Source organism: Pseudomonas sp. Pseusp18, assembly GCF_059506005.1.
The window spans coordinates 6,306,783-6,324,564 of sequence record NZ_CP169240.1 but is presented as its reverse complement, the minus strand read 5'-3'; the positions used below and the strand labels follow the sequence as shown (position 1 = coordinate 6,324,564).

Below are 17,782 nucleotides of genomic sequence, written 5' to 3'. Positions count from 1 at the left end.
CTGCGATCTTTTTGCGGTTTGCATACACTTCGTTGATTTACCCGAGAGCTTTTCCTTGGCCCACCCCGCCCAACGCCGCTGGTACCCCCTGGTCTTCGCCATTGCTGCGCTGGTCCTGCTGCCCATGAGCGTCCTGCTTCTTTCCTGGCAAACCATCGATCAGCAGATCTGGTCCCACCTGTGGGACACGCAGATGCCGCGGCTGCTGGGCAATACCCTCGCGCTGGTCGTTGGCGTTGGCATCGGCGTAACGCTGTTGGGCGTCAGCCTGGCCTGGCTCACCAGCCTCTGTGAGTTCCCGGGGCGGCGGTGGCTGGACTGGGCGTTGATGCTGCCGTTCGCGATTCCTGCCTACGTGCTGGCCTTCGTCTTCGTCGGCCTGCTGGATTTCGCCGGGCCGGTGCAAACCCTGTTGCGCGAATGGTTCGGCAGTGGTCTGAGGCTGCCGCGAGTGCGTTCCACCGGCGGCGTGATTCTGGTGCTGGTGCTGGTTTTCTATCCCTACGTTTACCTGTTGGCGCGCACTGCATTTCTGGCTCAGGGCAAAGGCCTGATGGAAGCGGCGCGAGTCCTTGGGCAATCCCCGTGGCAGGCGTTCTGGCGAGTGGCGTTGCCCATGGCACGTCCGGCGATCGGCGCGGGGGTGGCGTTGGCGCTGATGGAAACCCTGGCGGATTTCGGTGCGGTGTCGGTGTTCAACTTCGATACGTTCACCACCGCTATCTACAAGACCTGGTACGGCTTTTTCAGTCTCCCCACCGCCGCGCAACTGGCCAGCCTGCTGCTGTTAGTGGTGATGGTCGTGTTATATGGCGAGCGCCGGGCTCGGGGAGCCAACCGGGCGGGCAACGAACGGCCGCGGGTCAAGGCGCTGTATCACCTGCATGGGGTCAAGGCGCTGGCGGCGATGAGCTGGTGTGGTCTGGTGTTCGCCTGCGCCTTCGTCATTCCCGTGCTGCAACTGCTGGTGTGGTTCTGGCAACGCGGGCGCTTCGATCTGGACGAACGTTATGCCGGGTTGATCGTGCACACCCTGTACTTGGGCGGCATGGCGGCGTTGATCACCGTCAGCGTCGCGCTGCTGCTGGCGTTTGCCCGTCGATTGGCACCGACCCGGGCGATCCGTTCCGGCATCAGCCTGGCCAACCTCGGCTACGCACTGCCGGGCTCGGTATTGGCGGTGTCGATCATGCTGGCGTTCAGTTATCTGGATCGCGAACTGGTGATTCCGCTGTCGGGCTGGCTTGGCGGCGCGGGCAAACCGTTGCTGCTGGGCAGTCTGTCGGCGTTGTTGCTGGCCTATCTGGTGCGATTCATCGCCGTGGCTTATGGGCCGCTGGAAAGCAGCCTGGCGCGAATACGGCCCTCTTTGCCCGAAGCAGCACGTAGTCTTGGCGTCAGTGGGCCACGACTGTTTTTCAAAGTGTATCTGCCGCTGCTGCTTCCGGGCACGTTGAGCGCTGCGTTGCTGGTGTTCGTCGACGTGCTCAAGGAAATGCCCGCGACCCTGCTGATGCGCCCGTTCGGCTGGGACACGCTGGCGGTGCGGATCTTTGAAATGACCAGCGAAGGCGAGTGGGCCAGGGCCTCGTTGCCGGCACTGACCCTGGTTCTGGTCGGGCTGTTGCCGGTCATCGGATTAATCAGAAGGTCGGCGCATCGAAACACCTAGGTGTCAGTCCTACACCTTGCGGCTACAATGCGCGGCATTCGGTGCGGTCCGTCTTTCAGACCGGGTTGCTGAAATCGGCTGAAAGCCTTTATTCCAAGGCATTTCACCCCGTACAGCGGCTGTCCGCACCTTCGCCACGCCCGGAAGGAGAAACCCATGGGACAGCGCACGCCTCTGTATGACCTTCATCTCGCCCTCGGCGCGAAGATGGTCGATTTTGGCGGTTGGGATATGCCTCTGCATTACGGCTCGCAGGTCGAGGAACACCATCAGGTGCGCCGCGATTGCGGGGTTTTCGATGTATCCCATATGACCGTGATCGATGTCGACGGCCCCCAGGCCAAGGCCTGGCTGCAATACTTACTGGCCAACGACGTCGAGCGCCTGCACAGCCCCGGCCGTGCCTTGTACAGCGCCATGCTCAACGAGCACGGCGGTATCGTCGACGACATGATCGTCTATCGCCTCGATGACGGATATCGGCTGGTGGTCAACGCCTCCACCCGCAATCAGGACCTGGCCTGGATGCAGGCTCATCTCGGCGACTTCGATGTGCGGCTCAACGAGCGCTCCGAACTGGCGATGCTGGCCATTCAAGGGCCTCACGCCCGGCACAAGATTGCCGAACTGGTGACCCAGTCCCGCGCTACATTGATCCAGCAACTCAAACCTTTCGAAGGTCAGGCCGACGGTGACTGGTTCATCGCGCGCACCGGTTACACCGGTGAGGACGGTCTGGAAATCGTGCTGCCGGCCGATCAGGCGCCGGCCTTCTTCAACGATCTGGTGGGCGCGGGCATTTCCCCGATTGGCCTGGGGGCGCGCGATACCTTGCGGGTCGAAGCCGGCATGAACCTGTACGGTCAGGATATTCATCAAGACGTTTCGCCATTGGCCTCCAACATGGCCTGGAGCATTGCCTGGGAACCGGCCACGCGCCAGTTCATCGGCCGCACTGCACTGGAAGCCGAACAGGCCGCTGGCGTGCAGCACAAACTGGTCGGTCTGGTCCTTGAAGAGCGTGGTGTCTTGCGAGCGCATCAGGTGGTTCGCATCGCCGATGTTGGCGAAGGGGAGATCACCAGTGGTAGTTTCTCTCCTACGCTTAGCAAGTCGATTGCACTGGCGCGCGTGCCGGCGGCCACCGCCGACCGCGCTGAAGTGGAAATCCGTGGCAAGTGGTACCCGGTTCGAGTGGTCAAGCCGACCTTCGTACGCCATGGCAAAACCTTGATCTAACCTTTTTTGGCGGGCAACGACCGCCGACATTTTTCTTGAGGACACAGAACATGAGCGAAATCCCTGTCGACCTGCGTTTTGCCGAAAGTCACGAATGGGCCCGTCTAGACCATGATGGCGGCGTGAAAGTGGGTATTTCAGACCATGCTCAGGAAGCCTTGGGTGATGTGGTGTTCGTCGAGCTGCCGGAAATCGGCAAAGTGTTCGCTGCCGGCGAGGCGGCGGGTGTCGTCGAGTCGGTCAAGGCTGCGTCGGATATCTACTCGCCGGTCTCCGGTACCGTCATTGCGGTCAACGAAGAGTTGGCCAACAGCCCGGAACTGGTCAACAGCGCGCCTTATGACAGCTGGTTCTTCAAGCTGGAGCCAAGCGATACCTCCGAGCTGGACAAGCTGCTCGACCCGATGGCCTACAAGGCCGCCATCGGCGAATAATGCTCGCCCCGTAGGAGCTGCCGCAGGCTGCGATCTTTTGATCTTGTTTCTAAAATCAAAAGATCGCAGCCTGCGGCAGCTCCTACAAAGGCTGTATCAAGGTTGGGTCAAGGCCGAATCAAGGCCGCAAGACGGCTTTCACCGCGGTCACCGAACGCTCGACATCCGCTTTATCCATGGCCGTAAACATCGGCAGCGAGACGATCAGTCGTCCGACCCGCTCGGCGACCGGGAACATGCCTTCCTTGAACCCGCGTTCGCGGTAAAGACTCAGCAGGTGAATCGGCGGGTAGTGATAGCCGATACCCACTCCCAGTGCCTGCATCTGCTCCATGAAAGTAGCCCGTGCCGGTTTGCCATCCTGGCGTTCCGGGAGCACCAGTTGGAACAAATGCCAATTGCTGTTCTCGAAGTCCGCCGGGGGCAGTTGAGCACCGTACTGCGCTTCGAAGTCCTCGCCGAAGCAAGCGAAGTAATGTTTGGCCAGCTCACGACGATGAGCGGTGATCGCTTCGATGTGGGCAAATTGCCCCAGGCCAATGGCTGCCGCGACATCGGTCATGTTGAACTTGCCGCCCAGCACATCAACGTCCAGCCCGTCGAAACCGCTGCGGGTGACGCCCTGCAAGCGGTACTTTTCCGCCAGCCGCGCTTCCTCGGCATTGTTCAGTACCAGGCAACCGCCCTCTGAACAGGTGACGTTCTTGTTCGCCTGAAAACTGAAGGATACGAAATCGCCAGTCGCACCGATTCGCTGGCCGTTCCAGCTCGAACCCAATGCTTGGGCGGCATCTTCCACCACTCGCAAACCATGCTTTTTTGCAATCGCGTAAAGGCGCGTCATGTCCACGGGCAGTCCCGCGAGAAACACCGGGATGATGGCTTTGGTGCGCGGAGTAATCGCTGCTTCAAGCTGCGTCAGGTCTATATTGCGAGTGACTGGGTCGATGTCGGCAAACACCGGCGTGGCGCCAACTTCCAGAATCACGTTGGCGGTGGCCACCCAGGAAATCGGCGTGGTGATCACTTCATCACCCGGTCCGACGCCGGCAATTCGCAATGCGATCTCCATGGTGCAGGTGCCGGAATTGAACGTACGCACCGGGCGCCCGCCGAAATATTCCGAGAGTTGCGCTTCAAAAGCCTGCACCTTGGGGCCGCTGGTAATCCAGCCCGAGCGCAGCACATCGCCGACAGCGGCAATCGTGGCTTCATCGATGGTGGGTTTGGAGAAGGGCAGGAAAGACAGTTGGCTCATAAATGTGGATACCCGATCAGCGAACGTTTGTAGGCGCCGAGCATAATGATCCGGATTGACCGACAGCGCCACGCCATCCGTGCCGGTATCGACTGCTATGCTGGTTTGACCGAGTTGCATCGACGCTGAGCGCCAGTCATGAGAGAGCCCGTCATGTCCCAGTTGCCGTCCTTGAGCCAGTTACGCGACCCCAATACCTTCCTGCGCCGCCATCTCGGGCCCGATGCCGCCGAGCAGCAGGCGATGCTCGACAGCCTCGGTCTTGGCAGCCGCGTCGAGTTGATCGAGCAGACGGTGCCGCCGGGAATCCGCCTCAACCGACCGCTGGACCTGCCGCCCGCCCTCGATGAGGTAGCCGCACTGGCCAAACTGCGCGGCTACGCCGAACAGAACCAGGTCTGGACCAGCCTGATCGGCATGGGGTATCACGGCACCCTCACGCCGGCCGTCATCCTGCGCAACGTGCTGGAAAATCCCGGTTGGTACACCGCTTACACGCCTTACCAACCGGAGATTGCCCAAGGCCGGCTCGAAGCGCTGCTGAATTTCCAACAGCTGACCATCGACCTGACCGGCCTGGAACTGGCCAACGCCTCGCTGCTGGATGAAGCCACGGCGGCCGCCGAGGCCATGGCGCTGGCCAAGCGTGTCGCCAAGTCCAGAAGCAATCTGTTCTTCGTCGACGAAAACTGCCACCCGCAGACGATTTCCGTGGTGCAGACCCGGGCCGAAGGGTTCGGTTTCGACCTGGTCATCGATGCTGTGGATAACTTGAAGCAGCATCAAGTGTTCGGCGCGTTGCTGCAATATCCCGACACCCATGGCGAAATTCGCGACCTGCGTCCGCTGATCGATCATCTGCATGCCCAGCAAGCCCTGGCCTGCGTCGCCACCGACCTGCTCAGCCTGTTGCTGCTGACTCCGCCGGGAGAGTTGGGCGCCGATGTGGTGTTCGGTTCATCCCAGCGCTTCGGCGTGCCCATGGGTTACGGCGGCCCGCACGCGGCGTTTTTTGCCAGCCGCGACGAGTACAAACGCGCGATTCCCGGGCGGATCATCGGCGTATCAAAAGATGCTCGCGGCAACGTGGCCCTGCGCATGGCCCTGCAAACTCGCGAGCAACATATTCGCCGGGAGAAAGCCAACTCGAACATCTGCACCGCCCAGGTGCTGCTGGCCAATATCGCCAGTTTCTATGCGGTCTACCATGGCCCGGAAGGGCTCAAAAATATTGCCCAGCGTGTCCATCGGCTGACCTGCATTCTCGCCGCCGGTCTGGAACGCCATGGCGTTACACGTGTGAACCAACAGTTCTTCGACACGCTGACCCTGGAGGTCGGTGGCACTCAGACCGCGATCATCGAAAGTGCCCAGGCGGCGCAGATCAACTTGCGCATTCTCGGTCGCGGGCGGTTGGGCCTGAGCCTCGACGAAACCAGTGACGAAACCACCGTGGCGAAACTGTTCGATGTGTTTCTCGGTGCCGATCATGGGCTCAACGTCGACGAACTGGATGCTGAGGCCCTGGCGTCCGGCATTCCTGCAGGATTGCAGCGCAGTACGCCTTATCTGCGTCATCCGGTGTTCAATGCCCATCACAGCGAAACCGAAATGTTGCGTTACTTGAAGCAGCTGGAAAACAAAGACCTGGCGCTCAATCAATCGATGATCCCGCTGGGCTCCTGCACCATGAAGCTCAATGCCACCAGCGAAATGATCCCGATCACCTGGCCGCAGTTCGCCAACCTGCACCCGTTTGTGCCGAAAGAGCAGGTGATGGGTTATTCCCTGATGATCGAGGAACTGGAGCGCTGGCTCTGCGCGATCACCGGTTTCGATGCGATCTGCATGCAACCCAACTCGGGCGCCCAGGGCGAGTACGCCGGGCTACTGGCGATCCGCAAATATCACGAGAGCCGTCATCAGGGCGCGCGGGATATCTGCCTGATCCCGTCTTCGGCCCACGGCACCAACCCGGCCTCGGCGCAAATGGCCGGGATGCGGGTGGTGATCGTCGAGTGCGACGAGGCGGGTAATGTCGATCTGGAAGACCTGAAAGAAAAGGCCATAGAGGCGGGGGACAAACTTGCCTGCCTGATGGCGACTTATCCTTCGACCCATGGGGTCTACGAGGAAGGCGTCAGCGAGATCTGTGAAGTTATCCACCGCCATGGCGGTCAGGTGTACATGGATGGCGCCAACCTCAACGCGCAGGTCGGGTTGGCGCGGCCGGCAGACATCGGTGCCGATGTGTCGCACATGAACCTGCACAAAACGTTCTGCATTCCCCACGGCGGTGGTGGACCGGGGATGGGCCCGATTGGTGTCCGGGCGCACCTGGCGCCGTTTGTCGCCAACCACCCGGTGGTGCCGATCGATGGCCCGCTGCCGGGTAATGGCGCGGTGAGCGCAGCCCCTTGGGGCAGTGCAAGTATTCTGCCGATCAGCTGGATGTACATCGCGATGATGGGGCCGCAGTTGGCGGATGCGAGTGAGGTGGCGATCCTCGCCGCGAATTACCTGGCGCAGCATTTGTCCGGGGCGTTCCCGGTGCTCTACACCGGACGCAACGAGCGCGTGGCCCACGAATGCATCCTCGACTTGCGTCCGCTCAAGGTGCTGACCGGGATCAGCGAAGAAGACGTTGCCAAACGCCTGATGGACTACGGCTTCCATGCGCCGACCATGTCATTCCCGGTGCCGGGGACGTTGATGGTCGAACCGACCGAGAGTGAATCGAAGGCGGAACTGGACCGTTTTATCGATGCGATGCTGAGCATTCGCGCGGAAATCAACGAGGTGCAGAACGGCAACTGGCCGGCGGAGGACAACCCGCTGAAGCGTTCGCCGCATACCTTGGCCGACATCACCGGTGTCTGGGAGCGGCCGTACAGCATCGAGCAGGCGGTGACGCCGGATGCTCACACCAAGGCCCATAAGTACTGGCCGGTAGTGAACCGTGTGGACAATGTCTACGGCGATCGCAACCTGTTTTGCGCGTGTGTGCCGGTGGATGAATACCGTTGATTGGTGTCGGGCAAAAAAATGCCGCTCATGTGGAGCGGCATTGTTCTGGGCAATGAATCAGAACGACATTCGTGCCTCGACGTATAGGTTCTGCTCCCGGAGTTTGCCCTTCAGTTGTTCGTCCCTTGCATTAATGCGGTTAGCAAAGGTGTTGTAGCCGGTTTCAATATCTCCCATGTCGACGTACCGGTAACCGGTGCCGAGGGTAACTTGCTGGTTGAGCTTGAGGTCAGCCCCGACACCAAAGGCATAGGCGAAGTTGTTCTGGCTGTTGTTGGCGAACCGTCGCGAAGGGTTGGATTGATAGCCCTCGGAACTGATATGCGCGACACCGACACCGGCCATCGCGTACAGGGACAGGTATTCGTTCAGAGGAAAATCCTTGTAGCCATTGACCATCAGTCGGCTGGACGAAACTTGCATGTTGTTGACGTTGGCGTTGAACGGCGCCCAGTAACTCTTGAATTCCGAGTCTTGCTTGATCGTGTACTCGCCTTCCAGACGCCAATCACCCTTGAACCCATACCCTAGCGCAACGGAGCCGGTGATGTTCTTGTTGCTGTCGGGGCTGATGACGCGGTTATTCACTCGAGGGCTGGTGAGCAGGGCGCTGGAAAGGTCTTGTTGAGCGCTCTGGATTTTTATCGAGCCGTACAGACCATCGGCCTGCGATATCTGGCAGAAGGTGGCGGTCAGCAGCAGTAAAGATAGGGCTGTTTTTTTCATGTGAGTCGATTCGCGTGTGTGGGTAATCCGAATCGACAAAGTTTGAGTTTACATGCCACGGGTTCATACCAGACCTTTCCTCAGAAGGTCGGTGAAAACTCGCCAGCATGTCAGTGTTTTGGCGTTAGCCGTCGTAGGAAATAACTGTGAAATTTACCTGGCTCATAAAAAATGCCGCTGTTGGGAGCGGCATTTTTGACCAGCAATGAAGCTTATTTCGAGGCGATGGCATTCTTCGCCAGGATGGCGTTCGCCAGTTCCATGTCCGTGGCTTGCAGGCCAGGGTTTTCAGCGCGGACTTTCTGCATGGCAGATTCCAGATAGGGGCCGCGAATAGCGCCGTCACTGGCGACAAAGCTGCCGGCGTCGTCCTGGGCGGCGACGATCAGCTTGTGATCCCTGGAGGTCAGGTAGGACGTACCGGTGGTGGCACCGGAAGTAAGGACGTTACGCAAAAAGCTGTCATCAGCCATCGCCGAACCGACTTGAAGGGACAACACGGCGACGGTAGCGACAGCAAGTTTGAGACGCATAAAAGGTGACTCCACTGGGTTTTAACTGCGGCCTTTGATTGCCAATAACCCAATCGAGTTCCGTGACGTTAGTCGGCTAGTTCCACCAGTAAGATCGCCCCTTGCTGTCCGATCACCCGAACACGGCTGCCAGCCGTAGCGTCAGGGCCTCGGGCCATCCACACGCCGTCGGCGACCTTGATCTTGCCGCGGCCGTTGACAATCGTTTCGGTGACCACGAACACCTTGCCGATCAGCTCTTGCCCTCGCAGGTTCAGGTTCGGCTGATCGCTGGCCCGCACCACTCTGCGCTGACGTCTCCACCAGTACAGGGCGGTGAGGATCGAAAAAACGGCAAACAACAGCACCTGCCATTCCCAGGGCAAATCCGGTATCAGGAACGTCAGCACGCCGACGGCGGCGGCTGCCATGCCGATCCACAGCAGATAACCGCCAGCACCGAACACCTCGAGGATCAGCAACAGCGTGCCCAGGGCCAGCCAGCTCCAGAACGAAAACAGTTCCATGGACAGCGACCTCAGCCTTTCTTGCCGTCGAAGGTGGCCTTGACGATTTCGCCGATGCCACCGACTGCACCGATCATCGAACCGGCTTCGAGCGGCATCAGGATCACTTTGCTGTTGTTGGCCGAGGCCAGCTTGCCCAAGGCATCAATGTACTTCTGTGCGACGAAGTAGTTGACCGCCTGCACGTTACCGCCGGCGATGGCTTCGGACACCACTTTGGTGGCCTGGGCTTCGGCCTGGGCCTGACGCTCCCGGGCCTCGGCTTCGAGGAACGCTGCCTGACGACTGCCCTCGGCTTCGAGAATCTGCGCCTGCTTCTTGCCTTCGGCGGTGAGGATCGCCGAGGCGCGCAAACCTTCGGCTTCCAGAATCTGTGCGCGTTTGATCCGCTCGGCTTTCATCTGGCCGGACATGGCGGCCATCAGGTCTGCGGGAGGGCTGATGTCCTTGATCTCGATCCGGGTGATCTTGATGCCCCACGGCGCCGTGGCTTCATCGACGGTGCGCAGCAGTTTTTCGTTGATGTTGTCGCGCTGGCTGAGCATCGCGTCCAGCTCCATGGACCCGAGCACGGTGCGGATATTGGTTTGCAGCAGATTGCGCACGGCATGTTCGAGGTTGTTCACCTCGTAGGCGGCCTGGGCGGTATTGACCACCTGGAAGAAGCATACGGCGTCGATCTGCACGGTGGCGTTGTCGGCGGTGATGACTTCCTGGGGCGGAATGTCCAGTACGCTTTCCATCACATTGATCTTGCGGCCGATGCGGTCCATCACCGGGATGATGATGCTCAGTCCTGGCTTGAGGGTGTTGGTGTAACGGCCGAAGCGTTCGACCGTCCATTCAAACCCTTGGGGCACCACTTTGAAGCCCATGAAAAGAATGGCCACGACCAGCGCGACGAAGAGAATCAGTGCAATGCTCATAACGGTCCCTGTCCAGTCTGGATTGAGTTGCGATGACCAGAGTGTAGGGCAAAAGGCCCGTATGCGACTTTGGGGAAGTATCCGAGCGCAATCCTACAAAAAGAAGTGTGCGGCATTGGAGGTCATGGCCTATTTCTGCTCACTCTGCGGTGTCACCCGCAACACCTCTTCAATCGTGGTCAACCCCGCCGCCACTTTCTGCGCCCCCGACAACCGCAAACTGCGCATGCCTTCCTTGAACGCCTGACGCCGGACCGCCAGCAAGTCGGTGTCGGGGTTGATCAGCGCTTTGATGCCATCCGTCAGCTGCATGATTTCGTAAACCCCGGCGCGACCGCGATAGCCGGTTTCGCGGCATTCCAGGCAACCGATGGCGCGCTGGGCATTGGTCGGCAGTGGCGCTTGCCAAGGCCGGGTCAGGGTTTGCCAGTCGTCTTCGCCCAACGTTAAGGGGGCCTTGCAGTGAGGGCATAACGTACGCACCAGACGCTGGGCCATGACCCCGAGCACCGTGGCCTTGATCAGGTAATGCGGCACGCCGAGTTCCAGCAGGCGGCTGATGGCGCTCGGGGCATCGTTGGTGTGCAACGTCGACAGCACCAGGTGACCGGTGAGTGCCGCCTGAATTGCCATCTCGGCGGTTTCGAGGTCGCGGATCTCGCCGATCATGATGATGTCCGGGTCTTGCCGCATCAGCGCGCGTACGCCGGCGGCAAAGGTCAGGTCGATGTTGTGTTGGACCTGCATCTGATTGAACGCCGGCTCGACCATTTCGATCGGGTCTTCGATGGTGCAGAGATTGACCTCCGGCGTCGCCAGTTTCTTGAGGGTGGTGTACAGCGTGGTGGTCTTGCCCGAACCGGTTGGCCCGGTCACCAGAATGATGCCGTTGGGCTGGCGGATCATGTCTTGCCAGCGGCGCAGGTCCTCGGCGGAGAAGCCCAGTTGGTCGAAATCCTTGAGCAGCACTTCCGGGTCGAAGATCCGCATGACCATTTTCTCGCCGAACGCTGTCGGTAATGTCGACAACCGCAGTTCGACTTCGCCGCCGTCCGGGGTCTTGGTCTTGACCCGGCCGTCCTGGGGTTTGCGCTTTTCCGCGACGTTCATCCGCCCCAGGCTTTTCAGGCGGCTGACGATGGCCATGGTCACTTGCGGCGGGAATTGATAGACGTTGTGCAGCACGCCGTCGATGCGAAAGCGCACCGTGCCTTGCTCGCGCCGGGGCTCGATGTGGATATCGCTGGCCCGCTGCTGGAACGCGTACTGGAACAGCCAATCGACGATGTTGACGATGTGCGCATCGTTGGCGTCCGGCTCCTGGTCGCTGGCGCCGAGGTTGAGCAATTGTTCGAAGTTGCCCAGGTTGCTTGTCTGCTGATCGGCGTTGGTCGCGCCGGTGACCGATTTGGCCAAGCGGAAAAACTCCACGCTGAAGCGCTGGATATCCACCGGGTTGGCTACCACGCGCTTGATCGGCAGTTTCAATACGTGGGTCAGGTCAACTTCCCAGCCGCTGACGAAGGGCTGGGCGCTGGCCACGGTGACGGCATCGCGGTCGATGGCCACCGCCAGAATCTTGTGGCGTTGGGCGAAGGCATAGGACATCAGCGGCGTAATGGCGGCGACGTTGATTTTCAGTGGGTCGATGCGCAAGTAAGGCTGGCCGGCCTGCTGGGACAGCCACAGCGTCAGGCTTTCCAGATCGAGGTGTTTACCGGGACGGCTGAGGTCGTCCAGGTGTTGGCTGGCGATGAACTCCAGCGGATGTTGCTGACCATTGGTGGCATGACGGCGGCGGGCGTTGAGTGCGTGTTCGGCCGAGTCCTGGCTGACAAAGCCTTGGGCGACCAGTTCACGCAGCAAATCGTTAAGGTCCAGCCAGCGGTCCTGAGTGGCAAGTTGAACGGACATGCGGGCTCCTTATGAACAACCGTTCGCAAAGGATAGCTGCGCTCCCGCAGACCGTTGGGCCACTACCGGACCAACACGTGTCGGGTTTTTTCAGGGGAGGGGGTCAGCCCGCTGCCTGCGCCGGCTCTTGCCACGCCGAATCAGCCGCTTGCAGATTCACCGAACAGACGCTGATCAGGTTACGCAGTTTTTCCGCGATCACCTGGGCACGGTGCCAGCTCAGGCCGTCCATGACGATGTCGATCGACAGCAGATCGTCCAGGCGCTGTACGTTGACCTGCTGTGGCGTCAGAAACTGCAAGGCGAACAGGTTGAGCGCGCGGCACAGCAGATCCGGCTCGGCCTCGGCCAGCAGTTGGTATTGAACGCGGCAGTGGGCGTTGCTGACGTTCCAGACATCGGCGCGGGCGGGCGGGGTGTTCACGGCTTCGAGGGGCGGCATGGTCAGGCTCCAAAATCATTGGAGGAATTTTTACATTCTGTGTGGGGTATTTCTTATCTATGATTGGGTTTATTGACGATTTATCGAATCGATCAATTCAAGATCATATTAATTTCAGGTTTTTCTATGCATAGCGAGCTGGATGGCTACGACCGCAAGATTCTCGCGTTGCTGCAAGAGGACGCTTCGCTCTCCAGCGCGCAGATCGCCGAGCAGGTGGGCCTTTCGCAGTCGCCCTGCTGGCGGCGGATTCAGCGGATGAAGGAGGAGGGGATCATTCGCGGTCAGGTGACGTTGCTTGATCGCAAGAAAATCGGCCTCAACACGCAAATCTTCGCCGAGATCAAACTCAACGCCCACGGGCGCTCGAACTTCACTGAGTTCACCGAAGCGATTCGCGGTTTCCCCGAAGTGCTGGAATGTTATGTGCTGATGGGATCGGTGGATTTCTTGTTGCGGATCGTCACAGCAGACATCGAGGCTTATGAGCGTTTCTTCTTCGAGAAACTGTCGATGGTGCCGGGGATACAGGAGGTCAACTCGATCGTGGCTTTGTCGGAAATCAAATCCACGACGAGTTTGCCGGTGTTGCGTTGATTGTTGCGGTAGAGGTTTTTTGTGGCGAGGGGGCTTGCCCCCGTTGGGTCGCGAAGCGGCCCCAAAAGCTTTGCGACTGCTTCGCAGCCGAACGGGGGCAAGCCCCCTCGCCACAGGGTGTTACAGACGCAGCAGGGTCTTCCACGCACGATTCTGATACACCGCGATCGCCTGCTGCTTACGCGCATCCAGCGACTCATCGGTGATCGGCTCGTTAGCTAGCAGGGCAAGCTGTTTCAGCTCACCGTACAGGCGATCCATTTCCGGGATGTCCAGCACGCTACGGGCGTGGTGCAGCCAGGCCTGGATACGCTCGATGCGCGGCAGTTGCTCGGCCAGGTCTTCCGGCTGTTGCTGGTAACGCTGCAGTTGCAGCGAGTTGGCTTCTTCGCCCAGAAGGCGTGGCAGCCAGCTGCCCAGTTGCGCGGCGCCCTGGCGATTGCCACGGGTGTTGCGATCGGCAGCCCAGGTACGGGCCAGCAACCAGCGCGAAGTGTTCAGCGAGAACAGGCCCCAGCGCGGGTCTTCCAGCTCTTCGAGGAACTGCTCCGGCGCGGCTTTGCGCACGTCTTCGTCGTCCAGGCCGGCTTGTACCAGCGGGCGCCAGTCCTCCAGCAAGGCATCCAGCGCGACCCGCAGATCGTGAGTCGACTGACGCGGCGCGGCTTGACCGAGGCTACTGATCAGCGCGCGCATTTCAGCGAGGTTTTCGACCCAGTCCTGCAGCAAGCGCCAGTGGCCATTAAAGCGATATTGCTCGGCCAGGCGCTGGCTGCTGCCCAGCAAATGCCAGCACAGGGCGGCGAACGCATCGTCCAGTGGCATTTCGGCGGTGATCTGCGGCGCCGGCAAGCTCAGCGAGTAGCTGTTGGCGTCGAACAGGCGATAACCGCGTTCGGCCTTGCTGATGTCGCATGGCATCAGCGGCAGGGTCGCGGCCAGTTCGGCGGCCAGTTCCAGCAGTGCGGCCGGCTCGCCTTCGCGCAGTTCCAGTTCCAGCTCGCAGATTTCTTCTTTCTGCTTGCCGACCACCACGTGGCCCAGGTCCAGCGCGGCTTCGATGACCACTTTGGTCTTGCCACGGCCCCAGGCGATTTCCGCGCGTTCACGCACGAAATCGGTGGTGAAGATGGCTTTCAGGGTTTTCTTGTCCAGCTCCGCCAACTGCTCGGGCCAGCATTCGCCGTCGAGCTTCTTCACGTCGAGTTTGGCTTTGGGCAGGTGCCAGTCGTACTCGTGACGTTCGGACAGACCGGCGACGCTCTGGCCACGGGTCTTGAGGGTCTGAATCACTTCTTCGCCATCGCGGCGCAGGCGCAGGGCAACCTTGGCGCGGGCCAGGTCGCGCTCGGGCGTGTCGAAGTACTGGTTCATCAACTCACGGCGTTCCCAGCCACTTTTGTTGCGTTTTTTCAATAACGGGTGCTCGCGCAGGGCGGCGAGGGTTTCGCGGCTGACGCGGAGTTTGATTTCGGTTTCTTTCTGCATGGCCGGAAAATCCAGGATCGGGAGCGCAGCCGGGGGAATGTGTGGCTGCCAAGGTCGTGCAGTGTACAGGACTGATGCATCCTACGCGCCGCGGCGGTTTATTCCTGTCGCCGGATGGCTCTATGATGGACTTCAATTCGGGAGTTGGGAGTCAGCGATGCCTTTGCCGTCCATGAGAGATCAGTTCGCTGCGCTGATCGCCGCGCCGTCTGTCAGCTGTACCCAACCCAGCCTGGATCAAACCAATCGGCCGGTCATCGACTTGTTGGCGACATGGCTCGGGGAGCTGGGTTTTGCCTGCGACATCCAGCAGGTCAGCCCCGGCAAGTTCAACCTGCTGGCCAGTTTCGGTTCCGGTCCCGGCGGCCTGGTGCTGGCCGGTCACAGCGATACGGTGCCGTACGACGCGGCGCTGTGGCAGACCGATCCGCTGAAACTGACGGAAGTGGACGGCCGTTGGGTGGGCCTGGGCAGTTGCGACATGAAGGGCTTTTTTGCCCTGGCCATCGAAGCCGTCAAACCCTTGCTCGACCAGCCATTCAAGCAACCCTTGCTGATTCTTGCGACCTGCGATGAAGAAAGCTCGATGTCCGGTGCGCGTGCCTTGGCCGAAGCCGGGCGGCCACTAGGTCGCGCGGCGGTGATTGGCGAGCCGACGGGGTTGAAGCCGATCCGTCTGCACAAAGGCGTGATGATGGAGCGCATCGACATCCTCGGTCAGAGCGGTCACTCCTCGGACCCGAGCCTGGGCCATAGCGCCCTTGAAGCCATGCACGATGCCATCGGCGAACTGCGCGGCTTGCGTCTGGCGTGGCAGCGGGAGTTTCGTAATCCGCAGTTCAGTGTGCCGCAGCCGACGATGAATTTCGGCTGCATTCACGGTGGCGATAACCCCAACCGTATCTGCGGTCAGTGCTCACTGGAGTTTGACCTGCGTCCGCTGCCGGGCATGGACCCCAGTGCCCTGCGCGCGGCGATTTTGCAGAAGCTCAACCCTATTGCCGCACGGCACCAGGTGAAGATCGATTACGCGCCATTGTTCCCCGAAGTGCCGCCATTCGAGCAGGCCGAGGACTCGGAATTGGTGAGGGTCGCTGAAAAGCTCACCGGCCATCGCGCCGAAGCAGTGGCGTTCGGCACAGAAGCGCCTTATCTTCAGCGCCTTGGCTGTGAAACACTGGTCTTGGGCCCCGGCGACATCGCTTGCGCCCACCAACCGGGGGAATACCTCGAAATGTCACGTTTGCAGCCTACCGTGCATCTATTACGTCAACTGATCGAACATTACTGCCTGACGCCGGCGTCGCTCGTATAAATTGCCAGTGTCACTACCCGTACTTATGAGGAGAGCGCGCGTGTCGCCAAGCCTGTTCCGACGATAACCATCAGCCTGCTGTGCGTTTACTGCGTTACTCTTTTTTCGGCTGCTATTTATTACAGGCCCAGGTTCATGCCCGAATACGTCAATTGGCTTCGTCACGCTTCGCCTTACATCAACGCCCACCGCGATTGCACTTTCGTCGTCATGCTGCCCGGCGACGGTGTGGAGCACCCGAACTTCGGCAATATCGTCCACGACCTGGTGCTGCTGCACAGCCTGGGTGTGCGACTGGTGCTGGTTCACGGTTCGCGTCCGCAAATTGAAACCCGCCTCGCTGCTCGCGGCCTGACCCCGCACTACCACCACGGCATGCGCATCACCGATGCAGCGACGCTGGAGTGTGTGATTGATGCGGTCGGTCAACTGCGCATCGCCATCGAAGCGCGGTTGTCCATGGACATGGCCTCGTCGCCGATGCAGGGCTCGCGCCTGCGGGTGGCCAGCGGCAATCTGGTCACTGCGCGGCCGATCGGCGTGCTCGAAGGTGTCGATTATCACCACACCGGCGAAGTGCGCCGGGTCGACCGCAAGGGCATCAATCGCCTGTTGGACGAACGCTCCATCGTGCTGTTGTCGCCGTTGGGTTACTCGCCGACCGGCGAAATCTTCAACCTCGCCTGCGAAGACGTCGCGACCCGCGCGGCCATCGACCTGGGCGCAGACAAGTTGCTGCTGTTTGGCGCCGATCTCGGACTGCTGGATGAAAATGGTCGCCTGGTTCGCGAGTTGCGTCCGCAACAAGTGCCGGCGCACCTGCAACGCCTGGGCAGCAACTATCAGGCCGAACTGCTGGATGCGGCCGCTGAAGCGTGCCGGGGCGGGGTGGCGCGCAGCCATATCGTCAGCTACGCCGAAGACGGCGCGCTGCTGACCGAACTGTTCACCCGTGACGGTGGCGGTACGCTGGTGGCCCAGGAACAATTCGAAGTTGTGCGCGAGGCGGCCATCGAGGACGTCGGCGGTTTGCTGGACTTGATCAGCCCGCTGGAAGAACAGGGCATTCTGGTTCGCCGGTCCCGCGAGGTATTGGAGCGCGAAATCGAGCAGTTCAGCGTGGTCGAGCGTGAAGGCATGATCATCGCCTGCGCGGCGCTGTATCAGATTGCCGATTCGGATGCGGGGGAGCTGGCGTGTCTGGCGGTGAACCCGGAGTACCGCCATGGTGGTCGCGGTGATGAATTGCTGGAGCGCATCGAAACCCGCGCCCGGGCTCAGGGCCTGAAAACCCTGTTCGTGCTGACTACCCGGACCGCCCACTGGTTCCGCGAGCGGGGTTTCGTGCCGAGCAGCGTCGATCGCCTGCCATCGGCGCGGGCATCGCTTTACAACTATCAGCGTAATTCGAAGATCTTCGAAAAAGCCCTCTGACTGAGTGGCTGTCTATATTGGCTTTTGTGGCGAGGGAGCTTGCTCCCTTGCCACAGGTCTGCGTGCTACTCGGTGACGTATTTGGCGCTGACATACGGCGCATAGTCCGGCAGCACTGTCTCTACCTTCCCTTGTTCCAGCAAGAATTTCGTCCTCTCGCCAATCGCTGTGGCCGTGCCGTCATCGCGCCGCGCGGTGGTCTGCTGCGCGGGGCTGACCATTTCCGGATCGTTATTGAAACGACGCCAATCGACTTTATGGCCTATGGTTT

The 17,782-nt window shown here is 60.5% G+C and carries 15 protein-coding genes and 1 pseudogene; 7 read left to right on the top strand and 9 right to left on the bottom strand.

Annotated elements, in window-relative coordinates; genetic code table 11:
• The first annotated feature begins 55 nt into the window (after positions 1-55).
• The 3 genes from ACEN9A_RS28580 to gcvH all read left to right on the top strand — a co-directional run bounded on the left by ACEN9A_RS28580 (position 56) and on the right by gcvH (position 3,345).
• On the top strand, positions 56-1,672 hold the full coding sequence (locus tag ACEN9A_RS28580; RefSeq protein ID WP_258671563.1) for an ABC transporter permease: 1,617 nt from the start codon (positions 56-58) through the stop codon (positions 1,670-1,672).
• A gap of 156 nt (positions 1,673-1,828) precedes the next feature.
• Complete coding sequence (gene gcvT / locus ACEN9A_RS28575) at positions 1,829-2,911, top strand: glycine cleavage system aminomethyltransferase GcvT (protein WP_258671562.1); 1,083 nt, start codon at positions 1,829-1,831, stop codon at positions 2,909-2,911.
• 50 nt (positions 2,912-2,961) lie between these two features.
• Positions 2,962-3,345, top strand: a complete 384-nt coding sequence (gene gcvH / locus ACEN9A_RS28570; protein ID WP_018927591.1) for a glycine cleavage system protein GcvH — start codon at positions 2,962-2,964, stop codon at positions 3,343-3,345.
• A 118-nt stretch (positions 3,346-3,463) separates the two neighbouring features.
• Here gcvH and ACEN9A_RS28565 read toward each other — a convergent pair whose 3' ends face one another.
• Complete coding sequence (locus ACEN9A_RS28565; RefSeq protein ID WP_258671561.1) at positions 3,464-4,603, bottom strand: DegT/DnrJ/EryC1/StrS family aminotransferase; 1,140 nt, start codon at positions 4,601-4,603, stop codon at positions 3,464-3,466.
• A 153-nt stretch (positions 4,604-4,756) separates the two neighbouring features.
• Between ACEN9A_RS28565 and gcvP the strand changes: the two genes are divergently transcribed.
• Entirely contained in the window at positions 4,757-7,630 is a 2,874-nt protein-coding gene (gene gcvP, locus ACEN9A_RS28560) for an aminomethyl-transferring glycine dehydrogenase (RefSeq protein ID WP_258671560.1), read from the top strand.
• Between the two features lie 57 nt (positions 7,631-7,687).
• Here gcvP and ACEN9A_RS28555 read toward each other — a convergent pair whose 3' ends face one another.
• From ACEN9A_RS28555 to ACEN9A_RS28530, 6 genes are all read right to left on the bottom strand, one after another.
• Entirely contained in the window at positions 7,688-8,356 is a 669-nt protein-coding gene (locus tag ACEN9A_RS28555) for an outer membrane protein (RefSeq protein ID WP_019650163.1), read from the bottom strand.
• A gap of 212 nt (positions 8,357-8,568) precedes the next feature.
• Positions 8,569-8,889 (bottom strand): DUF2388 domain-containing protein, encoded by a 321-nt coding sequence (locus ACEN9A_RS28550; protein WP_019580544.1) that lies wholly within the window; start codon positions 8,887-8,889, stop codon positions 8,569-8,571.
• Positions 8,890-8,957: 68 nt separating this feature from the next.
• Positions 8,958-9,395, bottom strand: coding sequence for an NfeD family protein (locus ACEN9A_RS28545; RefSeq protein ID WP_019650164.1), 438 nt, complete (start codon positions 9,393-9,395; stop codon positions 8,958-8,960).
• An 11-nt stretch (positions 9,396-9,406) separates the two neighbouring features.
• The gene (locus ACEN9A_RS28540; protein ID WP_007940374.1) at positions 9,407-10,321 is read right to left on the bottom strand and encodes an SPFH domain-containing protein; all 915 of its coding nucleotides are present in this window, start codon (positions 10,319-10,321) and stop codon (positions 9,407-9,409) included.
• 129 nt (positions 10,322-10,450) lie between these two features.
• Positions 10,451-12,235 (bottom strand): type IV pilus assembly ATPase TfpB, encoded by a 1,785-nt coding sequence (tfpB, locus tag ACEN9A_RS28535; protein ID WP_019650165.1) that lies wholly within the window; start codon positions 12,233-12,235, stop codon positions 10,451-10,453.
• 103 nt (positions 12,236-12,338) lie between these two features.
• A complete protein-coding gene (locus tag ACEN9A_RS28530; RefSeq protein ID WP_019650166.1) occupies positions 12,339-12,677 on the bottom strand; it encodes an ACT-like domain-containing protein in 339 nt (112 codons plus the stop codon).
• 126 nt (positions 12,678-12,803) lie between these two features.
• On the opposite strand from ACEN9A_RS28530, the gene ACEN9A_RS28525 reads away from it, so the two are divergent.
• Positions 12,804-13,274, top strand: a complete 471-nt coding sequence (locus ACEN9A_RS28525; RefSeq protein ID WP_018927598.1) for an Lrp/AsnC family transcriptional regulator — start codon at positions 12,804-12,806, stop codon at positions 13,272-13,274.
• Between the two features lie 120 nt (positions 13,275-13,394).
• Here ACEN9A_RS28525 and ACEN9A_RS28520 read toward each other — a convergent pair whose 3' ends face one another.
• The gene (locus ACEN9A_RS28520; protein ID WP_138866473.1) at positions 13,395-14,762 is read right to left on the bottom strand and encodes a CYTH domain-containing protein; all 1,368 of its coding nucleotides are present in this window, start codon (positions 14,760-14,762) and stop codon (positions 13,395-13,397) included.
• A 157-nt stretch (positions 14,763-14,919) separates the two neighbouring features.
• Between ACEN9A_RS28520 and argE the strand changes: the two genes are divergently transcribed.
• Together argE and argA are read left to right on the top strand one after the other, a co-directional pair.
• Complete coding sequence (argE, locus tag ACEN9A_RS28515; protein ID WP_258671557.1) at positions 14,920-16,077, top strand: acetylornithine deacetylase; 1,158 nt, start codon at positions 14,920-14,922, stop codon at positions 16,075-16,077.
• A 135-nt stretch (positions 16,078-16,212) separates the two neighbouring features.
• On the top strand, positions 16,213-17,511 hold the full coding sequence (argA, locus tag ACEN9A_RS28510; RefSeq protein WP_105340730.1) for an amino-acid N-acetyltransferase: 1,299 nt from the start codon (positions 16,213-16,215) through the stop codon (positions 17,509-17,511).
• Positions 17,512-17,576: 65 nt separating this feature from the next.
• Here the strand turns inward: argA and tauA are convergent.
• Positions 17,577-17,720, bottom strand: a pseudogene (gene tauA, locus ACEN9A_RS28505) (taurine ABC transporter substrate-binding protein); the annotation flags it as partial.
• Between the last annotated feature and the right edge of the window lie 62 nt (positions 17,721-17,782).